The organism is Pseudarthrobacter sp. MOO13, assembly GCF_058267655.1.
The window spans coordinates 1,809,222-1,835,530 of the sequence record NZ_CM177848.1 but is presented as its reverse complement, the minus strand read 5'-3'; the positions used below and the strand labels follow the sequence as shown (position 1 = coordinate 1,835,530).

The following is a 26,309-nucleotide window of genomic DNA, read 5'->3' as shown; positions in this document are numbered from 1 at the left end:
GATCGTTCCGGGAACGATCCCGTCCGAGTTTACCCGCTGGAAAGGTACTGCCGCCTCATGGCCCAACCCCAGCAGCTCCAACGCCGGCTCGGCGCCTTCGATGCCACCGCCATAGGCCTTGGCTCCATGCTGGGCGCCGGCGTGTTCGTGGTGTTCGCCCCCGCCGCAGCCCTGGCCGGCAACCTGCTGGCCTGGTCCGTGGTCCTCGCCGGTATCGTGGCATACTGCAACGCTGTTGCCTCCGCGGCGCTTGCCGCGCGGTACCCCACCAGCGGCGGCACCTATGTCTACGGCCGGAAGCAACTGGGTGAGTGGCCCGGCTTTGTCGCCGGATGGGGATTCGTCACGGGGAAGACCGCGTCCTGCGCGGCCATGGCCTTGACTTTCGGCAGTTACGTCGCACCGGGCTATGCCGTGCCGGTGGCCGTCGCTGCCGTGGTTGCCCTGACCGGCATCAACCTCTTGGGGATTACCCGCACTGCCCAGCTCACGCGGATCTTGTTGTGCGTGGTCGTGGCGTCCCTGGTGTTCGTCGGAGTTGCCGCAGTCCTTGGCCCGCATCCCGCGGCGGACGCGGCCGGTCCGGGTTCCGGTGGCCCGGCGGGGGTCCTGCCGGCAGCCGGGCTGATGTTTTTCGCCTTCGCCGGGTACGCGCGGATCGCCACACTGGGCGAAGAAGTCAAAGATCCCTCCCGCACCATTCCGCGGGCCATTCTGGCCGCGCTGGCCTCCGCCTTCACCATCTACCTGCTGCTGGCCCTACTTTTGCAGGCCCACCTGGGAGACCGGCTCGCTGCTGCCAGGACTCCCCTCCTGGACGCGGTATTGGCATCGCAGCTGGCGGCGGGTGCACCACTGGTGCAGGTGGGCGCCGCCGCCGCATGCCTGGGCGCCCTGCTCGCGCTGATCACCGGCGTCGGACGCACGACGCTGGCCATGGCGCGGGAAGGTGACCTTCCCCGCACCCTGGCCAGGGTGGGCGGGGCGCACACCGTTCCGTTCGTCGCGGAACTGGCCGTGGCCGCCGTCGTGATCCTGCTCCTGCTGACCACGGACGTAATGACCGTGGTGGGCTTCTCAAGCTTCGGGGTGCTGGTGTATTACGCCGTTGCCAACGCCTCCGCCTACACCCTCGGTTCGCATCCGGCCTATGCGCCGCGCTGGCTGAACGCGGCGGGCTTCCTGGGGTGCGTGGTGCTGGCCTTCACGCTGCCGCCGGCTCCCCTGCTGACCATGGCAGCGGTCCTGGCCGCGGGTATGGCCGGCCGTTGGCTGGTGCTGCGCTTCAGGCAGCGCCAGCACGGCCGGCCGCGCGGCCGCTAGGCCGACGCCGGTGCGGTGGCCGTGGTGCTCACCTGGACGGTGAGGTCCTCCAGCGGCGGGGCCCAGCTCTCCGGGGCTGCCACCACCTGTTCACCGGTCCGGATGTCCTTGACCTGGTGCGTGCCGTCGTCGTCCGTGAACCATACGAACGGGATTCCGCGCCGGTCGGCGAACTTGATCTGCTTGCCGAATTTCTCCGCTTTCGCCGCGACCTCCGTGGGGATGCCCCTGCTGCGAAGCAAAGCAGCAACGTCCTGCGCTGCGCCCCAGCTGTCGTCGTGGCTCAGGGCCACCAGCACGGCGGTGGGCACGGAACGGGAGGCCCTGGCCAGGTCCTGGCTGAGGATCCGGGACACAAGGCGGGTGACGCCGATGGACAGGCCCACCCCGGGGAACTTCCGGTTGCCCTTGGACGCCAGTGCATCGTAGCGGCCGCCGGAGCAGATCGATCCCAGCTGTTCATGGCCTACCAGGACGGTCTCCACGACAGTGCCCGTGTAGTAGTCCAGGCCGCGGGCGATGCTCAGGTCCGCCAACACCTTGCCGGGGGCGCGCTGCACGGCGGCATCGATTACCTGCTCCAGTTCATCCAGGCCCTCGTCCAGGAGCTCGTCGCTGACGCCCAGGGCGCGGACCTTCGCCACGAACGAGGTGTCTTCCGTGCGGATGGCCGCCAGCTGCAGCGCCTTGGCTGCCTGCTCGTCGGTGGCACCGAGCTCTGTCTTCAGGAGCTCCGCCACCTTGGCAGGACCGATTTTTTCGAGCTTGTCGATGCTGCGCAACACGCCCGCGGTGTCATCGAGCCCGATCCCCCGGTAGAAGCCTTCAGCCAGTTTGCGGTTGTTGATCCGGAGGCGGAAGTCCGGGATGGGAAGCGCGCTGAGCGCCTCAGCGATCACCAGGGCAATCTCCACGTCGTAGCGGAACGGCAACTCACCGTCGCCCACAACATCGATATCCGCTTGGGTGAACTCCCGGGCCCGGCCTTCCTGGGGCCGCTCGCCGCGCCACACCTTCTGGATCTGGTACCGGCGGAACGGGAACGCCAGGTACCCGGCGTTTTCAACGACGTACCGGGCAAACGGAACCGTCAGGTCAAAATGCAGGGCAAGGGCGTGTGGATCGGCCTTGCCGCCCTTGACGGGGTTGTCGCTCTCGTCCTCCTGCAGCCTGCTGAGTCCGTACACTTCCTTGTCGATCTCTCCCTTGCGCAACAACTGGCCCACCGTTTCCACGGCGCGGGTTTCGATCGAGGCAAACCCGTGCAGTTCAAAGACCCGGCGCAGGGTATCGAGCACGTGCAGCTCCACCAGCCGCTCCTCGGGAAGCCACTCGGGGAATCCGGACAGGGAGGCGGTGCGTGCCATGGGGAAAGTTCTCCTTACGGTGAAAGGTGCGCCGGGGGCTGCCCGCGCGCCGCTCCAAGGCGACGTTCGGCGGCAGCACAGCCAGCCATGCATAAACTATGTGCGGCAGCCAGTTTATGCGCCATCCGTGTGCATCTCTAATGCAGCGGACCGGCGCTGATGGCGGCCCCACCTGCGCCCGGCGGCCATCCGCCGGGCATCAGCAGCCCGACGACGAGGAGGACCCTTGGCGGCCAGTTCACGCAGTGCCCGCGAAACAAAACGGCGCATCCAGCAAATGGAGGCCAAGCGCGAGCTGCGGCGCAGCCAGGAGAAGCGGCGCAAACGCGACAACCTCGTGGCCGCCGGCGCGGGAGCCGCCGCCGTCGCGCTCGCCGTCGTGCTTCAACTCACCGCCTTCGCCGGAAATCCCACCGAGGACGAATACGCTGCCGCGCAGGCCGGGCTGACCGACCCGTCGGCGTCCGCAAGCGCCTCCGCCACCCCGTCTCCGCAAGTATCCAACGGGGCGAACATTCCCGCAGCCGAGACCGCCGCCGGCAAGACATTCTCCGGTGAGCTGTCGCTGAACGGCAGCCCCCTTGGCGTGGAAGTGGACGGCACCAAGGCGCCCCAAGCGGCCGCAGTGTTCAAGTCACTCAGCGACCAAGGCTTTTTCAACGGCAAGACCTGCCACCGCTTGACCACGGCGGACCAGTTCGGTGTCCTGCAATGCGGCTCCGCCAACGGTGACGGCCAGGGTGACCCGAACTACACCTGGGGCCCCTTGGAAAATGCCCCTGCCGACAACAAATATCCCGCAGGAACCATCGCCGTGGCGCGGAGCGGCAACAACGCCTACGGAAACGGCACGCAGTTCTTCATTGTCTACAAGGACACTGTCATCAATCCTGACTCTGCCGGCGGCTACACGGTGGTGGGCAAAGTGACCTCCGGGCTGGACGCAGTGACCAAGATTGCCGCCGCAGGTATTAAGCCCGGGGCCAGTGACACAGACGGCGCACCGATCCAACCAGTCACGATAGACTCGTTTTCTCTGAAGTAGGACGCCGGGCCCAAGCGGACACGGTGCAGTACGTGAGTATTTCCCTCCAAGCGAAAGACTTTTAGCGGTGACAGACAGTCAGAAATCCGACGAAACAGCAACAGACCTGACCGTGGCGGCGGCCTCGGACATCAGCGAAGGCGCCGGCACCGAAGCAACCAACCCACCGGCATCCGCAGCCCCGGAAGAGGCCGCTCCCGAGGAAACGCCTTCCGCAGCACCTGCTGCGGGCCCCCGGCCTTCCGCGCCTTCTCCTGCCGCGTTTGCGTCGCGCCCGAAGCCTGCTGCAGCCGCTCCTGCCGCCGCACCCGTTCCTGCCGCTCCCAGCACGTCCGTCGCCGAGGCCTCCAAGTGGGGCCGGGTGGAAGGGGACGGCCACGTTTACCTGACGATCGACGGCGGTGAGCACCCGGTTGGGCAGTACCCCGGCGTCAGCGGCGAGGAAGCCCTGATCTACTTCGCCCGGAAGTACGACGACGTCGTGGCACAGATCGTGCTCCTGGAACAGCGGGTCAGCTCCAAGGCTCCCAGCACTGACATGCAGAAGACCGTGACCCACCTGCACGAGCAGCTCGCCGAGCGAAACATGGTGGGCGACCTCCGCGCCGCCGAGGCCAGGCTGGAAAAGCTGGCCGGCCAGATCACGGAACTCGAGAAAGCCGAAAAGGCCGAGCACGACGCCGTCCGCGCCGCCGAACTCGCGGCCAGGGAAGCCATCGTGGCTGAAGCGGAGGAGATCTCCGGCCAGGATCCCGCGCAGACGCAGTGGAAGACTTCCAGTGCCCGGATGAACGAGTTGTTCGAGAACTGGAAGGCCGCGCAGAAGAGCGGTGTCCGGCTGGGCCGCAGCAACGAGGATGCACTGTGGAAGCGGTTCAGGGCTGCACGTACCGTCTTCGACCGCCACCGCAGGGCGTATTTCTCGCAGCTGGACAGCAACAACTCGGCGGCCAAGGCCGCCAAGGAGAAGCTGATCGCCGAGGCTGAGGCGCTGTCCACCTCGACGGACTGGGGCTTCGCCGCCGGAGAGTACCGCCGGCTAATGGACCAGTGGAAGGCATCGCCGCGCGCCAGCCGGAAGGACGACGACGCACTGTGGGCCCGGTTCCGCGCCGCCCAGGACGTGTTCTTCACCTCCCGCCAGGCTGCCAACGACGAGATTGACCAGGAGTACACGGCCAACCTCGCCGTCAAGGAGGAGCTGCTGGCTGAGGCCAACGCGATCCTCCCGGTGAATGACCTCGCGGCCGCAAAGAAGGCACTGCAGTCCGTCCGTGACCGTTGGGAAGAAGCAGGCAAGGTGCCCCGGGCAGACATGGGCCGGATTGAAGCAGGCCTGCGGAAGGTGGAGGACGCCGTCCGCCACGCCGAGGAAGAGCAGTGGCAGCGGTCCAACCCGGAGCGCAAGGCCCGCACCAACAGCGCCCTGTCACAGCTGGAGTCCGCCATTGCAGGGCTCCAGGAGGACCTCGCAAAGGCAGAGAAGAGCGGCGACCAGCGCAAGATCAAGGCCGCCCAGGAAGCCCTCGAAGCCCGCCAGGCATGGCTGGACCAGATCCAGCGCTCGGCCAGCGAGCTGTCCTGACGCTTCCCCTGACTGACGCGGGCCCGGTCCGGTTATCCACATAACCCGGACCGGGCCTGTGCTCGTTAACGGCCATCCGGGCAGGATGGGGACATGGCCACAGCACCAGTTCCTCCGGCTCCCGGGCAACCCAGCACTTCCGTTGCGGGCACTCCCGGTGCAGGCAGCCAACTCCAGGGCACAGACGCCGCCTCAGCGCCCCGTTTTCCGGAGCTCTACGCCCCAGGGGCTCCCTTTGCTGCGCCCGAACTGCAGTCCCTCGCCGCCGACGGTCTGCTGGCCCGGCTCCACCAACACGGCTACACCCTGCCCGGGATGCCCGCCTCGCCGAAGCTCCGGGCGCGGGCGGCCGCCGCCGTGGTCCCCGCGGCGGTACGGCAACGTGTGGTGGCCGGCCGGATGACCGCAGCCTGGATCTTCGGTTGCGCCGCGGAACCTGACCGGCTTGCACTGCTGGTGGATACGAAACGGAGGGTATCGAGCCTGCGGAACACGCGCGGCTGCACCCTTCACGAAGTGAAGCTTGGTCCGCTCGATGTCATCAGCCTGGGCGGCCTGATGGTCTCCACCCCGCTGCGGACGGCGCTGGATATTGCCCTGCACGTGGAAGCGGAACGAGCCCTGCCTGCCCTCACGGCCTTACTGGCCAGGCCGCAGCAGGACGTGGGACTCCGGCTGCTTGTCCGTGCCATCGAAGCCACACCCCGGGTTCCCCACAAGCGGGCAGCGCTGGAAAAACTGGCGCTGCTAGCTCCGGCGCTTGTTCCCGGTGGTGCGGTAGACGTCGAACACGCCGTCGATCCGTCGGACCGCGCTCAACACGTGGCTGAGGTACTTGGGGTCGCCCATTTCAAAAGCGAACTTTGAGATGGCCACCCGGTCGGTGGACGTGTGGACACTGGCCGCCAGGATGTTGACGTGGTTCTCCGACAAAACGCGGGTGACATCGGAGAGCAGCGATTTGCGGTCGAGCGCCTCTACCTGGATTTCCACCAGGAACACGCTTGACTGGGTGGGCGCCCAGTCAACGTCCACGATCCGGTCGGGCTGGTCCTTGAGGTCGGAGATGTTGGTGCAGTCGGTGCGGTGCACGGAAACGCCCGAACCCCTGGTCACGAAGCCAAGGATGGGATCCGGCGGCACCGGGGTACAGCACCGGGCCAGCTTCACCCAAACGTCGCCCACGCCGCGGACCACCACGCCGGAATCGGAGAAGCGGGCCTTGCTGACCTGGGTGGGGATGCTGACCTCTTCGACGTCATCATCGGCGCTTTCGTTGCCGCCCAGGCTCTCGATGAGCTTCTCCATGACGGACTGGGCCGACGTGTGGCCGTCACCCACGCCAGCGTAGAGGCCGGAGATGTCGGTGTACTTGAACTCCTCGGCCACGGCGGCCAGGGCCTCGTGTGTCATCAGCCGCTGCAGCGGAAGGTTCTGCTTCCGCATGGCGCGGGTCAGCAGTTCCTTGCCGCGGTCGATCGCCTCTTCGCGGCGTTCCTTGCTGAACCACTGCCGGATCTTGTTGCGGGCCCGCGCGCTTTTAACGAAGTGCTGCCAGTCCTGGCTGGGGCCGGCGCCCTCGGCTTTCGAGGTGAAGATCTCCACCCAGTCGCCGTGGTTCAGTTCGCTGTTGAGCGGAACCAGCTTCCCGTTGACCCGGGCGCCGATGGTGCGGTGCCCCACCTCGGTGTGCACTGCGTAGGCGAAGTCAACGGGTGTCGATCCCGCCGGCAACGCCATGACCTCGCCCTTGGGGGTGAAGACGAACACTTCGCGGGCGTTGATTTCAAAGCGGAGCGAGTCCAGGAACTCTCCCGGATCGGATGTCTCCTGCTGCCAGTCCACCAGGGAGCGCAGCCAGCCCATGTCGCCGTCGCGCGGGCTCCCGGGGCCGACGGCGGTGCGGTTCGGCTGGTCTTTGTATTTCCAGTGTGCGGCCACGCCGTATTCGGCCCGGCGGTGCATTTCGTGCGTACGGATCTGGATTTCCACCGGCTTGCCGCCGGGGCCGATCACGGTGGTGTGCAGGGACTGGTACATGTTGAATTTGGGCATCGCGATGTAATCCTTGAACCTGCCAGGCAGCGGGTTCCAGCGCGAATGCATGGTGCCCAGGGCTGCATAACAGTCCCGGACGGAGTCCACCAGGACACGGACACCCATGAGGTCATTGATGTCGTCAAAGTCCTTGTCGCGGACAATCATCTTTTGGTAGATCGAGTAATAGTGCTTGGGCCGGCCGGTGATGGTGGCCTTGATGCGGGCGGCACGCAGGTCCTCGGTGATCTGGTCGCGGATGACGCCCAGGCTCTTTTCCCGCTCGGGGGTCCGGTCCCCCACCATCCGGACAATCTCTTCGTACACCTTGGGATAGAGCGCCGCGAAGGACAGGTCCTCCAGCTCCCATTTGATGGTGTTCATGCCCAGGCGGTGCGCGAGCGGAGCGAAAATCTCCAGGGTCTCCCGCGCCTTGCGGGCTGACGACTCAGCGGACACGAACCGCCAGGTGCGCGCATTGTGCAGCCGGTCCGCCAGCTTGATCATCAGCACCCGGATGTCCTTGGCCATGGCGACGACCATCTTGCGGACCGTCTCGGACTGGGCGGCTTCGCCGAAACTGACCTTGTCCAGTTTGGTCACGCCGTCCACCAGCACGGCCACTTCGGGCCCGAAGTCCCGCTTCAGGTCCGCCAGGGTATAGGGGGTGTCCTCCACGGTGTCATGCAGCAGGGCCGCTGCCAAGGTGGTGCCGCTGAGCCCTAGTTCTGCCAGGATGGTGGCGACGGCCACTGGGTGGGTGATGTAGGGGTCGCCACTCTTGCGTTTTTGCCCGCGGTGGCTTCGCTCGGCGACGTCGAACGCGCGCTGGATGAGGTCGAAGTCCTCTTTGGGATTGTTGGCCCGGACCGTCCGCAGCAGGGGTTCGAGGATGGGCGAGTATGTGGCCGTCCCCCGTCCGGTCAGGCGGGCAAGCCGGGACCTGGTGCGCTCACGGCGGCCGGGAAACGTCGCGCGCGAGCCTGAATTGTCCACGGGAACCAACGATCCGGGGCGCGCCGAAGATGCCATACCGGCCTGTACACCGGCAGGATTCTTATCATCCTCTGCCGTAGGCGCCGACGCCGATCGTTCTTCCAATGAAGCACCCCTCACCACCATTTAATTACCCCAGTCTATTCCCCAAGGCAGTGACTTTTATAACCGGCCCCGCATATGCGAAGACCGGGCAACGCAGAGGATGCGTTGCCCGGTCTTTCGGGAGTAACGGGTGCCGTCGGCGGCGGATCAGGCCTGGGCCGGCGAGGCCGGAACTGGCCGTTCCGCCGCACCCGCCCGCCGTTGTTCCACGCGCCGCGCCTGCTTGACGAGGTCCGGTTCGCCCTGGCGGAGCCACGCGTACATCGGAGCGGCCACGAAGATGGTCGCGGCGGTGCCGATGAGGATGCCGACGAACAAGGCCAGCGACAGGTCGCGCAGGGTTCCCGCACCCAGGAGCCCGGCCCCGATGAAGAGGATGGCTCCGACGGGGAGGATGGCCACCATCATGGTGTTGATGGAACGGACCAGGGTTTGGTTGACGGCAAGATTGACCTCCTCGCCGAAGGTCCGGCGGGTGGAGGCATCAATGCCGGAGGTGTTTTCCCGGATCTTGTCGAAGACCACCACGGTGTCATACAGCGAGTAGCTGAGAACCGTGAGGAAGCCGATGATGGCCGACGGCGTGACCTCAAAGTCGCTGAGGGCGTAGACCCCGGCGGTGATGAACATCGTCACCGCCATGCCGGCAAGAGCCGACAGCGACATCTTCCAGGTGCGGAAGTAGAGGGCCATCAGCAACGCCGCGAGGAGCACGAAGACCGCCAGGCCGATCAACGCCTGCTTGGTCACGTCAGCACCCCAGGTGGGACCGACGAACGTGGATGTCACTTCGTTGTCGGTGACTCCGTAGGCCGTGGTCAGGCCTTGCTTGATCTTAAGGGTTTCGTCATCGGTCAGCTTGTCGGTCTGGATCCGCATGGTGTTGCCCGCGACGTTCGCCACGCGGGGGACACTGCCGGCCACCACATCGGTGACGGCGCGCTCACCCACGGTGGCGTCGGTCGTCTTAACATTGGAGACCGTGAATTCAGAGCCGCCCCGGAATTCGATGCCGAGGTTGAAGCCGCCCTTGGCCACCGGGATGAGGATGGACAGGGCCACTGCCACGGCAGCGATGAGGAACCAGATCTTCTTGGCGCCCACAAAGTCGTAGGAGCGCTTTCCGGTGTAGAGCTCGTTACCAAAACTGGCGAAGCCTGACATTACTTGTTCTCCTTCGCGGAGGTTTTCGACGAGCCGGCGAGCTGTTCCTGCTTCTCTGCCAGGCGCCGTTCGGCGATGGTCATGCGTCGTTCGGCCTCAGCTGCGGCACCGGCATTCTTGCCGCGCACCGCCATGGGCCGGTCCTCCGGGGTCCGGATGCGACCGGCACCGCGGTACAGGGGCACCGCTCCGAGCCGCTCCGGATCCAGGCCGGAGAACTTATGGCCCTCACCGAAGAACTTGGTGCGCGCCAGGAGCTGCAGCGTGGGGTGCGTGAACATGAACACCACGATGAGGTCGGCGATGGCTGTCAGGCCAAGGGTGAAAGCGAACCCCCGCACGTTGCCCACAGCGACGAAATACAGGACCAGCGCAGCGAGGAGGTTGACCGCCTTGGAGGCCAGGACGGTGCGCTTGGCGCGCTTCCAGCCGTTTTCGACGGCGGACACCAGGCCGCGGCCCTCACGCAGTTCGTCACGGATGCGTTCAAAGTAAACAATGAACGAGTCCGCCGTCTGGCCGATGGCGACGATAATGCCCGCGACGCCCGCCAAGGACAGCCGGTAGTTCTCGGTCCAGCCGAGGATCGCGATGGCCAGGTAGGTCAGGGCTCCGGCCACCACCAGGGATGCGATGGTGACAAATCCGAGCGCCCGGTACTGGAACAGCGAGTAGACCACCACAAGGAGGAGGCCGATCAAGCCGGCCAAAAGGCCCATACGCAGCTGTTCACCACCGAGGGTGGCCGAAATCTGCTGCTCGCTTTGGATGTCGAAGCTGATGGGCAGAGCCCCAAAGCGCAGCTGGTCGGACAACGCCTTGGCGGTTTGCTCGGTGAAGCCGCCCGTGATCTGCGGGCGTCCGTCAGTGATGACGGCCAGCGAGCGGGGAGCGGAGATGACCTGATCGTCAAGCACAATGGCGAACTGGGACTTGGGATCGGTGCCAGACTCGCCCCCAGCGGCGACGTAGAACTGGTTCAGGCGCTCGGTGACGTCCTTGAACTTGGCCGTGCCTTCGGCGTCGAACTGGATGTTCACGGCCCAGTCATTGGTGACCGCGCCCTGCGCGCCCTGCTGCAGCTGGAAGGACGAGGTGACGATGTTCGTTCCCTTGACCTCCACCGGCCCCAAAATGTACTTGATGGCAGGGGTTTTGGCGGTGGCGGGTTCGCAGGTTACCAATGGCTTGGTGGGATCTGACCGCTGTGATTTCTCGGCTGCGGGGCTGTTGCAGTCCAGCGCTTCGAACTGCTTGTAGATTTCCGGCGTGATCCAGTTGGTGTCGCTGCTGTTGGCCGGCGCAGCGGTCGGCTTGGGCAGCTGGTCGTCCGGGGTCTGTGATTCCGGCGGCACTGCTGCTCCGTCACCGTTTAGGATCACGGGGCGGAAGTTCATGTCGGCGGATGCCTGGATCAGGTTCCGGGTTTCAGCCGACGGCGTGCCGGGAAGGCTGACCACCACGTTGCGGCCGGACTGGGTGCTGATTTCCGCTTCGGAGACGCCGGAGCCGTCCACGCGCTGGCGGATGATCGCCACGGCCTGGTTGAGTTGCTGTTCGTTAATGTCCGAACCACCCTCAACCTTCGGCGCCAGGATCATCTGGGTGCCGCCTTCGAGGTCCAGGGCCAGTTTGGGTGCCCAGCTGGCTTGTCCGGCGATGGTGCCGCCCGCCAGGACGGCGGTCAGTGCTGCCAGGAGTACGCCAAGCCAGACCAGGACGCGCAGCCCTGGTTTCTTGCGGCCAGTTCGTGCCATTGTCGATCTTTCTCTTATTCGCGGAAGAACCGCCGGCGCGGGCTGCAGCCTGCGCCGGCGGCAATCCGCAGCGGTAGAGGGAGGAAAGGAGCCAGCGGGCCTAGCTGTCCTTCTTGCCCTCGTCGTTGAGGCGCTTCAGGGTTTCCTCGGGAGTCTCAGTGCCCGTCACTGGGCTGCCCGTCTCCGGGGTGGTGAGCGAGGAAGCATCGTCGGGGACGGCAGGCGAGGCGGCGGCCGGCTCAGCTGCAGGCTCGACCACCTTGGTCACCGCTTGGCGGTGCACGGTGGCAAGGTTTCCGGGGGACAGTTCAAGGGTGACCTTGTTCTCTGCTTCGTCGATGTCCACGATCCGGCCGAAAAGGCCGAAGCTGGTCATGACCTCCACGCCCGGGGCAAACTTCGACTGGAGCTCTGCCTGCTGCTGCTGCGTCTTCTTGTTGCGGCGGAACATCATGAAGATGAAGACGCCGAGCATGACGAACAGGAGAATTGACATTGGATCCAAGGGGAATTCCGTTCTTTTGCGTGGGTGTTGCCGGTTTTCCAGCGACGTCGGCCTCGCTTCAGCCGGGGCGGGAAGTAGATGCAGGCAAAGCCTGACGGTTCCTTCCCCAAGCGACGGAGGCGTCAGGGCCACCGGCGAAACAAAGCGCCGAACGTGCCGGGCGTCATACCAGTCTAAAGGGAAAAGCTGAAGGCAGCCTGCTATTGGCCTTCCGGGGCCCATTCGCCGGCGCCGGCGGCTTCTTCCCCGGAATCGAAAAGGTCCAGCTGTTCCTGCGCGAAGACTCCCGACGGGATGGCGTAGCCCAGGTGCGTCCAGGCGGGCGCCATGGCGATCCGGCCGCGGGGGGTCCGCCCCAGCAGGCCCTCGCGGACCAGGAAGGGTTCCGCCACCGTCTCCACGGTTTCGGTTTCTTCACCGACGGCGATGGCGAGCGTGGACAGGCCTACGGGGCCGCCGCCGAACTTGGTGATCAGGGCCTCAAGGACGGCCCGGTCCAGCCGGTCAAGGCCCTTCTTGTCCACTTCGTACATGTCCAGGGCGGCTGAAGCTGCCCGTGAGTCGATCTGCTCGATGCCGTGCACCAGCGCCCAGTCCCGGACCCGGCGCAGGAGCCGGTTGGCAATGCGGGGGGTGCCGCGGGAACGGCCTGCGATTTCGGCGAAGCCCGCGGAGTTCACTTTCAGGTCCAGCAAGCCGGCGGAGCGCCGCAGGACCAGCTCAAGTTCGGGAACGGAGTAGAACTCGAGGTGGCCGGTAAAGCCGAACCGGTCCCGGAGCGGTCCCGGGAGCAGCCCGGCCCTGGTGGTGGCACCCACCAGGGTGAACGGCGGGAGTTCCAACGGAATGGCGGTGGCGCCGGCGCCCTTGCCCACCACGATGTCCACGCGGAAGTCTTCCATGGCCATGTAGAGCATCTCTTCTGCGGGCCGGGACATGCGGTGGATTTCGTCCAGGAACAGCACCTCGCCCTCCGACAGGGAGGACAGGATCGCAGCAAGGTCGCCGGCATGCTGGATGGCGGGGCCGCTGCTGAGCCGCAAGGGCGCATTCATCTCCGCGGCAACGATCATGGCCAGCGTGGTCTTGCCGAGGCCGGGAGGCCCCGAAAACAGCACGTGGTCCGCCGTCCGCCCGCGCATCCGGGAGGCCTGCAACACCAGGGACAGCTGCTTGCGGACCCGGTGCTGCCCAACAAAATCATCGAGGTTCTTAGGCCGCAGCGCCGCCTCGATGGCCCGCTCTTCCGGCTCCTCCCCCGCCGCAACCAGGGACGGTTCAGCCACGGCTGCCTACGCGGTTGCCTGCCCGGGCACCGTCCTGGCCCAACCAGCGGAGCGTGGTGCGCAGGATCTCCGGAACATTGCCGCGGAAGGAGACCTCGGGTTCGTCGGCCAAGGCCTTCTCGATGCTGCCCGACGCGTCTTTTTCAGACCAGCCAAGGCTGGTCATCGCCGCGATTACCTGCGGCTTCCAGGCGGCCTCGGCGGGGGTTGCGGCACCGGCCGAGGGAGCGGTCCCGTGCGGAACAAGCTTGCCGGCCAGCTCCAGCACGATCCGGCCCGCCACCTTGGGACCGATCCCCGGAACCTTGGTGAACGTCTTGCTGTCCCCCGTGTGCGCGGCGACGCGGATAGCCTCCGGCTCATGGACCGCCAGCACGGCAAGGGCAAGCCTGGGTCCGACCCCGCTGACACTGAGCAGGACGTCGAAAACCTCGCGTTCGTCGTCGGAGGCGAAGCCGAAAAGCGTCAGCGAATCCTCCCGTACGATCAGTGACGTGAAGAGCTGCCCCTGTTCACCCACCTGCAGCCGGCTGAGGGTCTGCGGCGTCGCGTTCACGCTCATGCCTGCGCCATTGAGGTCGATGACGGCCGTGGACAGGCCGACGTGCGCTACGGTTCCGCGGAGGAAACTGATCAAGGCCGGGCTCCCGTTGTATCGCCGGCCTCGCAGTGAGCACCCGGCTATCCGAACATATCTACGAATACCCTAGCAAGCGGCAGGGACATTCAGCGTGCGCGGCGCGCCTTGGCCTCAGCTTCGGCCCACGCCCGCTGGGCCGGCGTCAAGGACGAACTGCCCGGCCCGGTGGTCGCCACGGCCGCACCGCTCCCGGCCCGCCACGCGTGGGTGATGGCCAGAGCCAGCGCGTCGGCGGCATCAGCCGGCCGCGGCGGCGCCTCGAGGCGGAGGATCTTGGTGACCAGCTTGGTCACGGCGTCCTTGTTGGACGAACCGCTCCCGGTGACCGCCGCCTTCACTTCCGACGGCGTATGGAGGGCCACCGGGATGCCGCGGCGGGCGGCCGCCGCGATGACGACGCCGGACGCCTGCGCCACGCCCATGACGGTGCTGACGTTCAGCTGCGAAAAGACGCGTTCGACGGCGAGGACCTCGGGTTCGTACCGGTCCAGCCACTCGTCGATGGCGGTGGCGATCACCAGCAGCCGCCGGTCCAGCGATTCCTCGGGCGAGGTGCCCACCACACCGACGGCCACCATGGTGGCCCTGCGGTTCCGCTCGACGTCCACCACGCCGATCCCGCAACGGGTCAGGCCGGGGTCGACGCCCAGGACGCGGAGCGTCAACGCCGGTGCCGGGTCTTAGTTGGCAAGGCGGGACGTCACTCTGATTCCAGGGCAGCCTGGACTTCGTCGCTGAGGTCGGCGTTGCTGTAGACGTTCTGGACGTCGTCGAGGTCTTCGAGGGCGTCTGCCAGCTTCAGGAACTTCCGGGCGCCGTCGACGTCGAGTTCCACCTGCATCGACGGGACGAACTCCACCTCGTCGGTGTCGTATTCGATGCCGGCTTCCGTCAGCGCCTCGCGGATGGCCTGCAGGTCACCCGGTTCCGAGTGGATCTCGAAGGTCTCGCCGTTGTCCTTCACTTCCTCGGCGCCTGCGTCCAGCACGGCCATCAGGACGTCGTCCTCGCTCAGGCCGTTCTTGGGCAGGTTAACCACGCCCTTGCGCGTGAAGAGGTAGCTGACCGACCCGGGATCGGCAATGGTGCCGCCGTTGCGGGAGATGGCCAGGCGGACCTCGGAGGCCGCGCGGTTCTTGTTGTCCGTGAGGCACTCGATCAGCAGCGCCGAGCCCTGGGGGCCACGGGCCTCGTACATGATCTCGGTGTAGTCCACCACTTCGCCGGTGAGGCCGGCGCCGCGCTTGATGGCGCGATCGATGTTGTCGTTGGGGACCGAGGTCTTCTTGGCCTTGGTTACCGCCAGTTCCAGGCCCGGGTTGCCCGCGAGGTCCGGGCCGCCCATCCGGGCGGCTACTTCGATGTTCTTGATCAGCTTGGCGAACGACTTTGCGCGGCGGCTGTCAATGATCGCCTTTTTGTGCTTGGTCGTCGCCCATTTGGAGTGGCCTGACATGCTTTACGCTTCTCCTCTGATCATGCGGATAAAAAGTTCGTGTACGCGTTTTTCGCCAGTCACTTCCGGGTGGAAGGAGGTGGCCAGCAGCTGGCCGGAACGCACTGCCACAATTCTAGCCGCCCCGGGCAGCGGGACGGCGTGGGAGGCGTGCTCCGGGTCCGCCGGCTCAACCTGGGCGAGGACTTCCACTCCCGGGCCCACCCGCTCCACCCACGGGCCACGGATGAAGACGGCGTGCACAGGGGCCACCCCGGATTCGGTGGCGCTGAAGTCCAGCCCCTTGAAGTCCAGGTCGGTTTCGAAGGACTCCCGCTGGCGCCCGAACGCGTTGCGGCGGACGGTGATGTCCAGTCCTCCGAATGTCTGCTGCGGGGCGCCGGAGAGATCGGTTGCGGGATCCGCGATGTCCGAGGCGAGCAGGATCATCCCGGCGCACGAGCCGTAGACGGGGAGCCCTTCGGCGATGTACTTCCGGAGCGGATCGGCGAGCTCGAAGGCCCGGGCGAGCTTGTCGATGGTGGTCGATTCTCCGCCGGGGATGATGAGGCCGTCCAGGCCGTCCAGCTCCCGGGGGCGCCGCACCGGCACGCCGCGGGCGCCGGTGGCCTCGGCCGCGTGGAGATGCTCGCGGAAATCGCCTTGCAGGGCCAGGACACCGATCCGCAGGCCTGCTCCCGCGCGCGCAGGAGCCGCTGAAGGGGGATTTGTCATCCCTCCAGCATACGGCCAGGCCCGCGGCCCGCGGTCCGGCAGCACCTTTCCGGCAGCGGTTGCATGCCGTTGCTGGGATATATTCAAAACATGGTCTTCTTCAGTGTTCCGCTCGGCAAGCTGGTCCGCCGGGTATCCCGGCTTCGGGGCGGCGGCTCGGCCCTGCCGGGCCTGGTGGTCGAGAAAATCGATCCCGGGTTCATGCGGCGGACGCTCAGCACCCTCCCCCACGGCGTGGCCGTCGTCAGCGGCACCAACGGCAAGACCACCACCACGAAAATGGTGGTTGAACTGCTCGAAAGCCAGGGTCTGAAGGTTTTCACCAACCGCACCGGCAGCAACTTCACCCGCGGCGTGGCGGCGGCGCTCCTGGGCGAAGTGGACTGGCGTGGCCGGCTGGACGCCGACGTCGCGGTCCTGGAACTCGACGAAGCCCACGCGGTGCACTTCGTGAACAGCGTCCCGCCCCGCTACTGCCTGCTGCTGAATGTGCTGCGCGACCAGCTGGACCGCTTTGGCGAGATCGACAAGACCGCCCAGCTGCTCCAGCACATCGCCGCCAAGACCACCGGAACCGTTGTCCTGAACCGTGAGGACCCGCGGGTGGCACGCATCGCGGACACCCTCACCGGCCAGGAGGTCAAGTACTTCGGCCTGGACGAATCGTTGCTGGGAACCTTTCCCAACGACGACGACATGCGCGCAGCCCCCGGCAGCCCTGCTCCGGCGGCCCTGCCCGCAAAGCCGCCGGCCGACGTCGTACTGCTGAAGGTGGGCGCGGACAGCGCCGAGTTTGCGTACGACGGCGGAACGGTCACCACGGCGATGAAGCTGCGGGGCGTATACAACATCTTCAACGCCGCGGCGGCATTGACGCTGGCCCGCAGCATTTGCGGCGGCGGAGCCGCCACCGCCAACCACGCCACGTTGTTGGAGGCGCTCTCCCGGGTGGCGCCCGCGTTTGGACGCGGCGAAAGCCTGACCGTCGATGGACTGCCACTCGACCTTGTCCTGGTGAAGAACCCGAGCGGATTCCGGCTGGGGCTCAAGTCCTTCCCGGCCGGCGGGTATGCCACCATGATCGCGATCAATGACAACTACGCCGACGGCCGGGACATGTCCTGGCTGTGGGATGTGGAATTCGATTCGCTCCGGGCCGAAGGTGTTGACCAGCTGACCGGTTCCAGGGCCTATGACATGGCCCTCCGGCTGCAGTACGACGACGTCCGTATCGGCGCTGTCCAGCCCGAGATCGCCCCCGCACTGGCGGCTTTCATCAGGGAAGGACGCGGGAAGCCCAAGCGGATCTTCTGCACATACACCGCCATGCTGGCCATCCGCCGTGAGCTGGCCAAAATCACCACCGTGGAGGTTGTCTCGTGAACCCAGCCGAAGCCTCGACCGCTGCCGCTCCGTCCAAGGGCACGCTCCGCGTGGTGCAGCTCTACCCGCGGGACATGAACATTTACGGCGACTGGGGCAACGCCCTGGTCCTGCAACGCAGGATCGCCTGGCACGGCTACACGCCCGATGTCCTTGAATACAACGTGGGCGATCCTTTTCCCGACAATGTGGACATCATCGTCGGTGGTGGCGGCCAGGACAGCGGGCAGCTGGTGATCCAGGACGATCTGCAGGCCCGGGCCGGCGAATTGCGGGAACTGGCCGAAGAAGGGGCGCCCATGCTGGTCATTTGCGGCCTCTACCAGCTTTTTGGCCGCTTCTTCAAGACCCGCACCGGTGCAGTGATTCCGGGTATCGGCATCCTTGACGTCGAAACCCACGGCACGGACGAGCGCCTGATCGGTAATGTCAAGGTGTCAACCAGCGAGTTCGGCGAAGTCCTTGGCTACGAAAACCACAGCGGGCAAACCACCCTGGGCAGCGGGGTCAGGCCCCTGGGCACGGTTCCCAAGGGCACAGGAAACAACAGCACTGACGGCCACGAAGGTGCCCGGTACCGCAATATTGTGGCCAGCTACCTGCACGGTTCCCTGCTGCCGAAGAACCCGGCCATTGCAGACTTCCTGATCCGGACCGCGGCAGAACGAAAGTTCGGCAGCTTCTCCCCCGGAACACCGGACGATGCCTACGCTGTCCTGGCGCGGGAGCACGCAGCCCGCAGGCCCCGCTAAAGTCACTGCCGCACGCGGGCGCCGCCGCCTAGCGCCATTGAAAATACTCGCGGTGGATGTTGGCCCGGCGGACTCCGGCTGCCCGGAAGGCCTTCCGGAACTGGCGCAGCATGGTGTCCGGGCCGCCCATGAACACCGACAGCCTGCGCGGTTCGGTGCCCACGGCTTCCAGGACCAACTCAGGGGTCAGGCGGCCGTCCGCCGCGGTGTCCACCATGTGGACCATAAGCCGCGGATGGTTCCTGGCGACGGCGGCGATCTCGTCGGCGAACGGGGAGGGTCCCGCCGACGTGACGAAGAAATGGACGTTTTCATGCAGTTCCCCGTCGAGTGACCGGAGCCAGCTGAGGAACGGCGTGATGCCCACGCCGCCGGCGATCCAGACCTGGTCAAATGTGCCGCGGTGCCGGTCGAAACGTCCGTAGGGGCCGCCGACCACCGCCGGCATCCCCGGCTGGATGACGTCCGGAAGCCTGGTGGTGTGGTCCCCCAGAGCCTTCACCGTGATGCTGATGCCGCCCTCGCCCGCGGGCCCGGAAATGGAAAATGGATGCCGCTGCCAGCCTTCTGCCGTTTCCAGGTAGATCATGGCAAACTGCCCGGGTTTGAAACCCAGGGGGCGGCCCAGGGGACGGAGGGCCACCTCCACCAGGTCCGCAGCGACCGTCCGGACGCCCGATACCTGGTAATCGTGGTGCGGCAGGAAGTGGCGGGAAAGCAGCTCCCGATAGGCATAGAACGCCAGACCCGTCGCCCCGATGGCCACGTAGCTCCACCGCAACGCGGGGGCCGCCTCGAAGGCGCTGGCATCCAGCAGGCCGTGCAGGAATCCGGCAGCCACGAACAGTCCGGTCAGCCGGTGGAAGCCGCGCCAGCGTTCATAGCCACCGAGCACGCGGCCTGCCAGTTGGAAGGCCCGGGTTTGCAGCGAGGCGATGACGACGCGGCGGGCGGCCGCCGGAAGCATGGTCCGCCACCGCGGGAGGACAGCCCACACCACCAGCGCCATAAGGCCGCAGATGGCCACCACGGCCAGCGTTTTGCCCAGGCTCGTGGCCTCGGGGCTGGCCGCAAATTCAATGTGCGGCAGCAACAGGACAGTTGCCGTGATGGCCGCCCTCCGGTGCCAGATGGCCGCGTGGTCAATTCCGCCAAAAATCGGTTCGACGTGCGGGAGCGTGCTGACCAGGACCAGGGCGATCGAGTACAGCAGGACCGACTCCCCGCCGAAAAGCTGACCCACGTAGCCAAGGACAGGTTCCCCCGCCGGACGCACCGCGTACCAGAACAAGGCGTACGCCACTGCCAACACCAGCACCGCCCCGGGACCCATCCAGCGGAGGGGCATTCCCAGGATGGCGGCCCGTGGCCTCTTGGCAGGCTTGGTCATTGGCCGGATCCCTTCGTGGTGGCAACCTGCTGCGGATCCAGGCAAAGGACACGCAAAGTGCGGGCCGTTCGTGGCACGCACTCGCAATTCTAGGGAGGGCCACGCGCCGCAGCCGCCTTTTCGGATAATTGAGAAGCGTGGCCTGCTGTGAAAGGTTTACCCCATGACGAACCCGCTGTTGACCCCGAGTCCCTTGCCGTATGGCCTGCCGCCCTTTGCAGTCCTCACCGCTGAGCACTACGGGGAGGCCGTCAGGGCAGGGTTGGCGGAACACGTGCGCGAGATCAACGCCATCACAGACTCTGAAGAGGCCCCGACCTTCGAAAATACTGCACTTGCCATGGAGCGCTCGGGGCAACTGCTGAACCGGGCGGCAGCTGCCTTCTTCACGCTGGTTTCCGCCGACGCCTCGCCGCGGATCAGGGAACTGGAAACGGAACTGTCGCCGCTCCTTTCAGCCCACCAGGACGAGATATATCTCAATCGGGCCTTGTTCGACAGGTTTTCCGCGATCGACACCGACCGCCTCGACGCCGAATCAGGCCGGCTGGTGGAGGAATACCTCAAGGAGTTCCGCCAGTCCGGCATCCAGCTGGACGACGCCGGCCAGGAACACCTGCGGGCCATCAACGCCGAGCTGGCCCGGCTGGGCACCGAATTCGGGCAGCGGGTGAAGGAAGGGATGAAATCGGCCGCCCTGTTGCTCGATGATGCCAGCGACCTGGCGGGCCTGCCGGCGGACGATGTCGCCAGCGCCGCCGAGGCCGCCCGCACCGCTGGGCACGAGGGGAAGTTCCTGCTGACCCTGATCCAACCCAGCAACCAGCCGGCCCTGGCGGCGCTGCAGGACCGGGATGTCCGGCGCCGCCTGTTCGAAGCATCGGTGGCGCGGGGAAGCGATGGCAGCAGCCTGGACGTCCTGGACCTGGCCCGGTCCACGGCCGGCCTGCGGGCCGAGAAAGCCCGGCTGTTGGGCTTCGCCAATTACGCCGAGCTCGTGGCGGACCGGCAAACGGCACCTGACTTCCAGGCGGTCCACACCATGCTGAACCGGATGGCCCCGGCTGCCGTCCGCAATGCCGACGCCGAGGCGGCAGCCCTGGCGGAAATTGCCGGCCACCCCCTGGAACCCTGGGACTGGGCTTTCTATTCGGCCATGGTGCGGCGGGACAAGTACGACGTCGACGAACAGGCCCTACGCCCGTACTTCGAACTGGACCGGGCCATCACGGACGGCGTCTTCTTCGCCGCCACAGCACTGTACGGGATCACGTTCCACGAGCGGACCGACCTCCAGGGCTACCACCCGGACGTACGGATCTGGGAGGTCCGCGATGAAGACGGCGCCGGCCTGGGCCTGTTCCTCGGTGACTACTTCGCCCGCGAAACCAAGCGCGGCGGGGCATGGATGAACTCGCTCGTTGAACAGTCGGCGCTGCTGGAGTCCAGGCCCGTGGTGATCAACACCCTCAATATTTCCAAACCGGCGGCCGGTGAACCCACGCTGTTGACCCTGGATGAGCTGCGCACCTTGTTCCACGAATTCGGCCACGCACTCCATGGCCTGTTGTCAGCGGTCACCTATCCGCGCTTCGCCGGGACGTCCGTGCCGCGGGATTTTGTTGAGTACCCATCCCAGGTCAACGAAATGTGGATCATGTGGCCCGACGTGCTGTCCAACTACGCCCGCCATCACGTCACCGGGGAGCCGTTGCCCCGGGCCGTCGTGGAGCGGCTGGACGAATCGCGGTTGTGGGGAGAAGGTTTCGCCACCACGGAGTACCTCGGCGCGGCACTTCTCGACCTCGCCTGGCACGTGCTGGAGCCGGGAGATATCCCTGATGACGCACTTGCCTTTGAGGCGAAGGCCCTTGCAGCGGCCGGAGTCGGACACCGCCTGATTCCGCCGCGGTACCGGACCGGGTACTTCCAGCACATCTTCGCGGGGGCGGGCTACGCGGCAGGTTATTACTCCTACATCTGGAGCGAGGTGCTCGACGCCGAGACCGTCGAGTGGTTTAAGGAGAACGGCGGCCTGTCCCGGGCCAACGGGGACTTCTTCCGCACCGAACTGCTCTCCCGCGGCAACAGCCGCGACCCGCTGGAGTCCTTCCGGGCCTTCCGCGGCCGGGACGCCCGGCTGGATCCGCTGCTCAAGCGCCGCGGCCTGGAGTAACGCCGCATCGATTGCCCAGTAAGCGTCGTTTAGAGCCCCCAAAACGACAAGTACGGAGCAATCGATGCAAAAGAACGACGCCGGTCCCCCACCAAGAGAGGTGAGGAACCGGCGTCGTACTATAAAGAAAAGCACGACGGTGGGTGCTGATCCGGCAGCGTGCGTAAAAGGGGCCCCGCCCCCAGCCACCACCAAAAAATGGCGGCAGCGGAAGGCGGGGAATAGCACGCCGAGGATCAGCGCCCACCGGGCGCGGAAGCGACTTACCAGCCGCGTTCGGCCAGGCGGTGCGGCTGGGGGATTTCGTCGACGTTGATGCCCACCATGGCTTCGCCCAGACCGCGGGAGGCCTTGGCGATGACGTCGGGGTCATCGAAGAAGGTGGTGGCCTTGACGACGGCGGCGGCGCGCTGGGCCGGGTTGCCGGACTTGAAGATGCCGGAGCCGACGAACACGCCGTCGGCGCCGAGCTGCATCATCATGGCGGCGTCAGCCGGGGTGGCGATGCCGCCGGCGGTGAACAGCACGACGGGCAGCTTGCCGGCAGCGGCAACTTCCTTGACCAGTTCGTACGGTGCCTGCAGTTCCTTGGCCGCGACGTAGAGCTCGTCTTCGGGGAGGGCGGCGAGCTTGGCGATCTCGGAGCGGATCTTGCGCATGTGGCCGGTGGCGTTGGAGACGTCGCCGGTGCCGGCCTCGCCCTTGGAGCGGATCATGGCCGCGCCCTCGTTGATGCGGCGCAGGGCCTCACCGAGGTTGGTGGCACCGCAGACGAAGGGAACCTTGAAGTTCCACTTGTCGATGTGGTTGACGTAGTCGGCCGGGGTCAGGACCTCGGACTCGTCGATGTAGTCCACACCGAGGGACTGCAGGACCTGGGCCTCGACGAAGTGGCCGATGCGGGCCTTGGCCATGACCGGGATGGACACGGCGTCAATGATCTGGTCGATCATGTCGGGATCGGACATGCGGGACACGCCGCCCTGGGCGCGGATATCGGCCGGAACACGCTCCAGCGCCATGACTGCCACGGCACCGGCGTCTTCGGCGATGCGGGCCTGCTCGACGTTGACGACGTCCATGATGACGCCGCCCTTGAGCATCTCGGCCATGCCGCGCTTCACGCGGCTGCTGCCCGTGACGCTGTTCGCGGACGAACCGGCCTCGTTGCTTACATCAGGTGTAGACACAAAAACCCCTATGGGTAGACAGATGATCTTCGCCGGGCATGCGGCGGCAGCTGCCGGAGGTGCACGCACGGATTGCCGGGTCGCTTGACCGGGCACTTATATACTAGTCCCCCGCCGCACGGCAGGCTTAATCATGTCTAATCCGCGGGCGTGGGCTCCGCCAACGCCTGCCGGCGCACGGAAGTGATGCGCTGGACCACCGTCACAAGGCTTGCCGCCGCCAAGAGGACCAGTGTCGCCAGGAGCACCACCGAGGGCAGGCCCAACCCCGTGAGGCCGGTCACCACCAAGACGGACACCAAGCGTTCAGCCCGCTCCGCGATCCCCACATTGGCGGTGAACCCCAACGACTCGGCCTTGGCCCGGGCGTACGAGACAACCATGCCCAGGACAAGGCAAACCAAAGCTGCCGTGGCGATGATGACATTGCTGCCGCCGGTGTAGAACCAGACGGCTACCCCGGCAAAGAGCGCGCCATCGGCGACGCGGTCCAGGGTGGAGTCAAGGAAGTTGCCCCAGCGGCTCTTCACGTCTCGCATCCGGGCCATGATGCCGTCCAGGACGTCGGAAAAGATGAAGGCCGTGATAAAAAGCGTTCCCCAGAAGAGCTGGCCCAGCGGGTAGAACACCAAAGCCCCCACGGCCACACCGAGGGTTCCCGCAATGGTGACCGCGTCCGGGGACACGCCCATCCGAAGCAGCCAACGGGCCAGCGGGGTGAACAGTGCGGTGAAGAATCCGCGGGCGTGCCTATTCAGCATCCGACTCCCCGGGCCAGGCCTGGGCCACTTGTTGACGGACCTCGTCGAGGGTCTGGGTGATGGCCTTGGTCTGGGCAATGATCGGGAAGAAGTTGCCGTCCCCGCCCCAGCGCGGAACGATGTGCTGGTGCAGGTGGGCGGAAATGCCTGCTCCGCCGACAACGCCCTGGTTCATGCCAAGGTTGAAGCCCCCTGGATTGGATACTTTGCGCAGGACCCGCATGGCCGTCTGGGTGAGCTCGGCGAATTCGGCTGTTTCCTCACGGGTCAGGTCCGTGTAGTCCGGGATATGCCGGTAGGGGCACACCAGAAGGTGGCCGGGGTTGTAGGGAAACAGGTTCAGCACCACGTAACAGGTCCTGCCCCGGTAGACGATCAGCGCTTCTTCGTCTGTGCGGGCGGGCCCTGTGCAGAACGGGCAATCGTCTTCGTTCTTGAACTGGTGCTGGCCGCCCTTGATGTAGGCCATGCGGTGCGGAGTCCACAGGCGCTGGAAGGCGTCCGGGACACCGGCGAGGTCGAAATCGTCGGTAACGCCGGCATCACCTGGATACCCTGCGCCTGTGTTCTCCTGCACTCTGCTGCTTCCGTTCGGCTAGCTGGTCCGGTTGCGGACGGCTTCGGTGATCCGCTTGACCGCTTCGGCCACGGGCACGCCGTTGTCCTGGCTGCCGTCGCGGAAGCGGAAGGACACGGCTCCTGCCTCCGCGTCGTCGCCGCCGGCGATGAGCACGAATGGAATCTTGTCCTTGCTGGCAGTGCGGATCTTCTTGGGGAACCGGTCCGAGGAGGTGTCCACCTCGGCGCGGATTCCCGCCGCTTTAAGCTCGTCGACGACGTCGAACATGTACTCGTTGAAGGCCTCCGCCACGGGGATGCCCACCACTTGGACCGGGGCCAGCCAGGCGGGGAACGCGCCGGCGTAGTGCTCGGTCAGGACGCCCATGAAGCGCTCCACGGATCCAAACAGCGCACGGTGGATCATCACGGGGCGCTGGCGGGTTCCGTCCGCGGCCTGGAACTCGAGTTCGAACCGTTCGGGCAGGTTGAAGTCCAACTGGATGGTGGACATCTGCCAGGTCCGGCCGAGCGCGTCCTTGGCCTGCACGGAGATTTTGGGTCCGTAGAACGCGGCTCCGCCCGGGTCCGGCACCAGTTCCAGCCCGGACTCCTGTGCCACCTCGGCGAGGGTCCTGGTGGCTTCCTCCCAGGTGGCGTCGTCGCCCACGTACTTCTCCGGGTCCTTGGTGGACAGTTCCAGGTAGAAGTCGTTCAGTCCGTAGTCCTTGAGCAGGTCCAGGACGAAGGTCAGGGTCTTGGTGAGCTCGTCCTTCATCTGCTCGCGGGTGCAATAGATGTGGGCGTCGTCCTGTGTCATGCCGCGGACGCGGGTCAGGCCATGCACCACGCCGGACTTCTCGTACCGGTACACCGAACCGAATTCGAACAGTCGAAGGGGCAGTTCGCGGTAGGACCGGCCGCGGGCGCGGAAGATGAGGTTGTGCATGGGGCAGTTCATCGGCTTCAGGTAGTAATCCTGGCCGGGCTTGCGCACGGTGCCGTCCTCATTGAGTTCGGCGTCCACGTGCATGGCGGGGAACATGCCGTCCTTGTACCAGTCCAGGTGCCCGGAGACTTCGTACAGGTGGCCCTTGGTGATGTGCGGGGTGTAGACGAACTCGTAGCCGGCCTCGACGTGGCGCTGGCGGGAGTAATCCTCCATCTCCTTGCGGATAATGCCGCCCTTGGGGTGGAACACCGGCAGGCCGGAGCCAAGCTCGTCCGGGAAGGAGAAGAGGTCAAGTTCGGAGCCGAGCTTGCGGTGGTCGCGGCGTTCGGCCTCGGCAATGCGCTCCTGGTACGCCTTCAGCGCGTCCTTGGTGGGCCAGGCGGTTCCATAGATGCGCTGCAGCTGCTGGTTCTTCTGGTTGCCCAGCCAGTAGGCAGACGAGGACCGGGTCAGCGCGAAGGCGTTGGAGATGAGCTTGGTGTTGGGCAGGTGCGGGCCACGGCAGAGGTCGCACCAGACAGTGGTGCCTTCCTTGCGCTCCACGTTGTCGTAAATGGTGATGTCACCGGCGCCGACCTCGACGTTAACGCCCTCGCCGGCCTCGGCAGCGCCGTCCTTCTTGCCCAGCAGTTCAAGCTTGTAGGGCTCGTCCTTCATGGCCTCGCGGGCCTCGTCCTCGCTGACCACGCGGCGGACGAATTTCTGGTTCTGGTTGACGATTTTGAGCATCATCTTTTCGAGGGTCTTGAGGTCCTCAGGGGTGAAAGGCTCGGCCACGTCGAAATCGAAGTAGAAACCGTCGGTGATGTAGGGGCCGATGCCAAGCTTGGCGTCGGGACGCAGCTGCTGCACTGCCTGCGCCATCACGTGTGCAGTGGAGTGGCGCAGGACGTTCAGGCCGTCGGGGGAATCGATGGTGACGCCCTCTACCTCGGCGCCCTCGGGAAGTTCCTGGTCCAGGTCCTTCAATTCGCCGTTGACGCGGGCTACAACAACGTCACGGCGCTCAAAGAAGAGTTCCGCACCGGTTGTCCCGGTAGTCACCTTGGTCTCTTCGCCATCGACGAGAAGGGTGATCTGCTGGGCATCTGACACGGGTGTCTCCTATTCAAAGTTCAGGCTTCATAGCTTGTGGCATACGGGGACCACAGCCAGCCATCGTCAATG

General features: G+C 66.0%; 22 protein-coding genes. 7 read left to right on the top strand and 15 right to left on the bottom strand.

The window, feature by feature from the left end:
- Nucleotides 1-57 precede the first annotated feature (57 nt).
- Nucleotides 58-1,323: an APC family permease gene (locus AC4EEO_RS08540; protein WP_491329998.1), complete on the top strand. Its 1,266-nt coding sequence runs from the start codon at nt 58-60 to the stop codon at nt 1,321-1,323.
- On the opposite strand, the gene hisS is transcribed toward AC4EEO_RS08540, so the two are convergent.
- Nucleotides 1,320-2,690 carry a histidine--tRNA ligase gene (gene hisS / locus AC4EEO_RS08535; protein WP_491329999.1) on the bottom strand — a complete coding sequence of 457 codons (1,371 nt, stop codon included), beginning with the start codon at nt 2,688-2,690 and terminating at the stop codon, nt 1,320-1,322. The genes AC4EEO_RS08540 and hisS overlap by 4 nt on opposite strands.
- Before the next feature lie 226 nt (nt 2,691-2,916).
- Here hisS and AC4EEO_RS08530 point away from each other — a divergent pair, with 226 nt between their 5' ends.
- The 3 genes from AC4EEO_RS08530 to AC4EEO_RS08520 all read left to right on the top strand — a co-directional run bounded on the left by AC4EEO_RS08530 (nt 2,917) and on the right by AC4EEO_RS08520 (nt 6,187).
- Nucleotides 2,917-3,735 (top strand): peptidylprolyl isomerase, encoded by an 819-nt coding sequence (locus tag AC4EEO_RS08530; protein WP_018761445.1) that lies wholly within the window; start codon nt 2,917-2,919, stop codon nt 3,733-3,735.
- A 67-nt stretch (nt 3,736-3,802) separates the two neighbouring features.
- A complete protein-coding gene (locus AC4EEO_RS08525) occupies nt 3,803-5,320 on the top strand; it encodes a DUF349 domain-containing protein (protein ID WP_491330000.1) in 1,518 nt (505 codons plus the stop codon).
- 93 nt (nt 5,321-5,413) lie between these two features.
- Nucleotides 5,414-6,187, top strand: a complete 774-nt coding sequence (locus tag AC4EEO_RS08520; protein ID WP_285246178.1) for a type IV toxin-antitoxin system AbiEi family antitoxin — start codon at nt 5,414-5,416, stop codon at nt 6,185-6,187.
- Here AC4EEO_RS08520 and AC4EEO_RS08515 read toward each other — a convergent pair.
- The 9 genes from AC4EEO_RS08515 to pdxT form a co-directional block, all read right to left on the bottom strand.
- A complete protein-coding gene (locus AC4EEO_RS08515) occupies nt 6,068-8,458 on the bottom strand; it encodes a RelA/SpoT family protein (RefSeq protein ID WP_491340264.1) in 2,391 nt (796 codons plus the stop codon). The genes AC4EEO_RS08520 and AC4EEO_RS08515 overlap by 120 nt on opposite strands.
- Nucleotides 8,459-8,605: 147 nt before the next feature.
- Nucleotides 8,606-9,622 (bottom strand): protein translocase subunit SecF, encoded by a 1,017-nt coding sequence (gene secF, locus AC4EEO_RS08510; RefSeq protein ID WP_109044535.1) that lies wholly within the window; start codon nt 9,620-9,622, stop codon nt 8,606-8,608.
- Complete coding sequence (gene secD / locus AC4EEO_RS08505; protein ID WP_018761449.1) at nt 9,622-11,379, bottom strand: protein translocase subunit SecD; 1,758 nt, start codon at nt 11,377-11,379, stop codon at nt 9,622-9,624. The genes secF and secD overlap by 1 nt, the downstream gene beginning before the upstream one ends.
- 100 nt (nt 11,380-11,479) lie before the next feature.
- Nucleotides 11,480-11,875 carry a preprotein translocase subunit YajC gene (yajC, locus tag AC4EEO_RS08500; RefSeq protein ID WP_018761450.1) on the bottom strand — a complete coding sequence of 132 codons (396 nt, stop codon included), beginning with the start codon at nt 11,873-11,875 and terminating at the stop codon, nt 11,480-11,482.
- A gap of 209 nt (nt 11,876-12,084) precedes the next feature.
- Nucleotides 12,085-13,170 (bottom strand): Holliday junction branch migration DNA helicase RuvB, encoded by a 1,086-nt coding sequence (gene ruvB, locus AC4EEO_RS08495; protein WP_018761451.1) that lies wholly within the window; start codon nt 13,168-13,170, stop codon nt 12,085-12,087.
- Nucleotides 13,163-13,807, bottom strand: a complete 645-nt coding sequence (gene ruvA / locus AC4EEO_RS08490; protein ID WP_285246180.1) for a Holliday junction branch migration protein RuvA — start codon at nt 13,805-13,807, stop codon at nt 13,163-13,165. The genes ruvB and ruvA overlap by 8 nt, the downstream gene beginning before the upstream one ends.
- An 89-nt stretch (nt 13,808-13,896) precedes the next feature.
- Nucleotides 13,897-14,475, bottom strand: a complete 579-nt coding sequence (gene ruvC, locus AC4EEO_RS08485; RefSeq protein ID WP_018761453.1) for a crossover junction endodeoxyribonuclease RuvC — start codon at nt 14,473-14,475, stop codon at nt 13,897-13,899.
- Between the two features lie 35 nt (nt 14,476-14,510).
- Nucleotides 14,511-15,266, bottom strand: a complete 756-nt coding sequence (locus AC4EEO_RS08480) for a YebC/PmpR family DNA-binding transcriptional regulator (RefSeq protein ID WP_018761454.1) — start codon at nt 15,264-15,266, stop codon at nt 14,511-14,513.
- Nucleotides 15,267-15,269: 3 nt separating this feature from the next.
- Nucleotides 15,270-15,980 (bottom strand): pyridoxal 5'-phosphate synthase glutaminase subunit PdxT, encoded by a 711-nt coding sequence (gene pdxT, locus AC4EEO_RS08475; RefSeq protein WP_109044531.1) that lies wholly within the window; start codon nt 15,978-15,980, stop codon nt 15,270-15,272.
- A 90-nt stretch (nt 15,981-16,070) separates the two neighbouring features.
- Between pdxT and AC4EEO_RS08470 the strand changes: the two genes are divergently transcribed.
- On the top strand, nt 16,071-17,363 hold the full coding sequence (locus AC4EEO_RS08470) for a Mur ligase family protein (RefSeq protein ID WP_285246181.1): 1,293 nt from the start codon (nt 16,071-16,073) through the stop codon (nt 17,361-17,363).
- Nucleotides 17,360-18,115: a type 1 glutamine amidotransferase gene (locus AC4EEO_RS08465; RefSeq protein WP_109044529.1), complete on the top strand. Its 756-nt coding sequence runs from the start codon at nt 17,360-17,362 to the stop codon at nt 18,113-18,115. Before AC4EEO_RS08470 ends, AC4EEO_RS08465 begins: the two co-directional genes overlap by 4 nt.
- A gap of 28 nt (nt 18,116-18,143) precedes the next feature.
- On the opposite strand, the gene AC4EEO_RS08460 is transcribed toward AC4EEO_RS08465, so the two are convergent.
- The gene (locus tag AC4EEO_RS08460) at nt 18,144-19,505 is read right to left on the bottom strand and encodes a ferredoxin reductase family protein (RefSeq protein ID WP_491340263.1); all 1,362 of its coding nucleotides are present in this window, start codon (nt 19,503-19,505) and stop codon (nt 18,144-18,146) included.
- A 163-nt stretch (nt 19,506-19,668) separates the two neighbouring features.
- Between AC4EEO_RS08460 and AC4EEO_RS08455 the strand changes: the two genes are divergently transcribed.
- Complete coding sequence (locus tag AC4EEO_RS08455) at nt 19,669-21,681, top strand: M3 family metallopeptidase (protein WP_285317997.1); 2,013 nt, start codon at nt 19,669-19,671, stop codon at nt 21,679-21,681.
- Nucleotides 21,682-21,944: 263 nt separating this feature from the next.
- Here AC4EEO_RS08455 and pdxS read toward each other — a convergent pair whose 3' ends face one another.
- The 4 genes from pdxS to thrS form a co-directional block, all read right to left on the bottom strand.
- Complete coding sequence (gene pdxS, locus AC4EEO_RS08450; RefSeq protein WP_026264497.1) at nt 21,945-22,871, bottom strand: pyridoxal 5'-phosphate synthase lyase subunit PdxS; 927 nt, start codon at nt 22,869-22,871, stop codon at nt 21,945-21,947.
- A gap of 137 nt (nt 22,872-23,008) precedes the next feature.
- The gene (pgsA, locus tag AC4EEO_RS08445) at nt 23,009-23,632 is read right to left on the bottom strand and encodes a phosphatidylinositol phosphate synthase (RefSeq protein WP_491340262.1); all 624 of its coding nucleotides are present in this window, start codon (nt 23,630-23,632) and stop codon (nt 23,009-23,011) included.
- Entirely contained in the window at nt 23,622-24,209 is a 588-nt protein-coding gene (locus AC4EEO_RS08440) for an HIT family protein (RefSeq protein ID WP_109044526.1), read from the bottom strand. The genes pgsA and AC4EEO_RS08440 overlap by 11 nt, the downstream gene beginning before the upstream one ends.
- A gap of 18 nt (nt 24,210-24,227) precedes the next feature.
- A complete protein-coding gene (thrS, locus tag AC4EEO_RS08435; protein ID WP_018761463.1) occupies nt 24,228-26,237 on the bottom strand; it encodes a threonine--tRNA ligase in 2,010 nt (669 codons plus the stop codon).
- Between the last annotated feature and the right edge of the window lie 72 nt (nt 26,238-26,309).

Bases quoted from the DNA above. Each gene is read 5' to 3' on its own strand.
- AC4EEO_RS08455 (WP_285317997.1), top strand. From the start codon at position 19,669: ATGACGAACCCGCTGTTGACCCCGAGTCCCTTGCCGTATGGCCTGCCG.
- pgsA (WP_491340262.1), bottom strand. From the start codon at position 23,632: ATGCTGAATAGGCACGCCCGCGGATTCTTCACCGCACTGTTCACCCCG.
- AC4EEO_RS08480 (WP_018761454.1), bottom strand. From the start codon at position 15,266: ATGTCAGGCCACTCCAAATGGGCGACGACCAAGCACAAAAAGGCGATC.
- secD (WP_018761449.1), bottom strand. From the start codon at position 11,379: ATGGCACGAACTGGCCGCAAGAAACCAGGGCTGCGCGTCCTGGTCTGG.
- AC4EEO_RS08520 (WP_285246178.1), top strand. From the start codon at position 5,414: ATGGCCACAGCACCAGTTCCTCCGGCTCCCGGGCAACCCAGCACTTCC.
- AC4EEO_RS08540 (WP_491329998.1), top strand. From the start codon at position 58: ATGGCCCAACCCCAGCAGCTCCAACGCCGGCTCGGCGCCTTCGATGCC.
- secF (WP_109044535.1), bottom strand. From the start codon at position 9,622: ATGTCAGGCTTCGCCAGTTTTGGTAACGAGCTCTACACCGGAAAGCGC.
- AC4EEO_RS08460 (WP_491340263.1), bottom strand. From the start codon at position 19,505: ATGACCAAGCCTGCCAAGAGGCCACGGGCCGCCATCCTGGGAATGCCC.
- pdxT (WP_109044531.1), bottom strand. From the start codon at position 15,980: ATGACAAATCCCCCTTCAGCGGCTCCTGCGCGCGCGGGAGCAGGCCTG.
- AC4EEO_RS08470 (WP_285246181.1), top strand. From the start codon at position 16,071: ATGGTCTTCTTCAGTGTTCCGCTCGGCAAGCTGGTCCGCCGGGTATCC.
- hisS (WP_491329999.1), bottom strand. From the start codon at position 2,690: ATGGCACGCACCGCCTCCCTGTCCGGATTCCCCGAGTGGCTTCCCGAG.
- yajC (WP_018761450.1), bottom strand. From the start codon at position 11,875: ATGTCAATTCTCCTGTTCGTCATGCTCGGCGTCTTCATCTTCATGATG.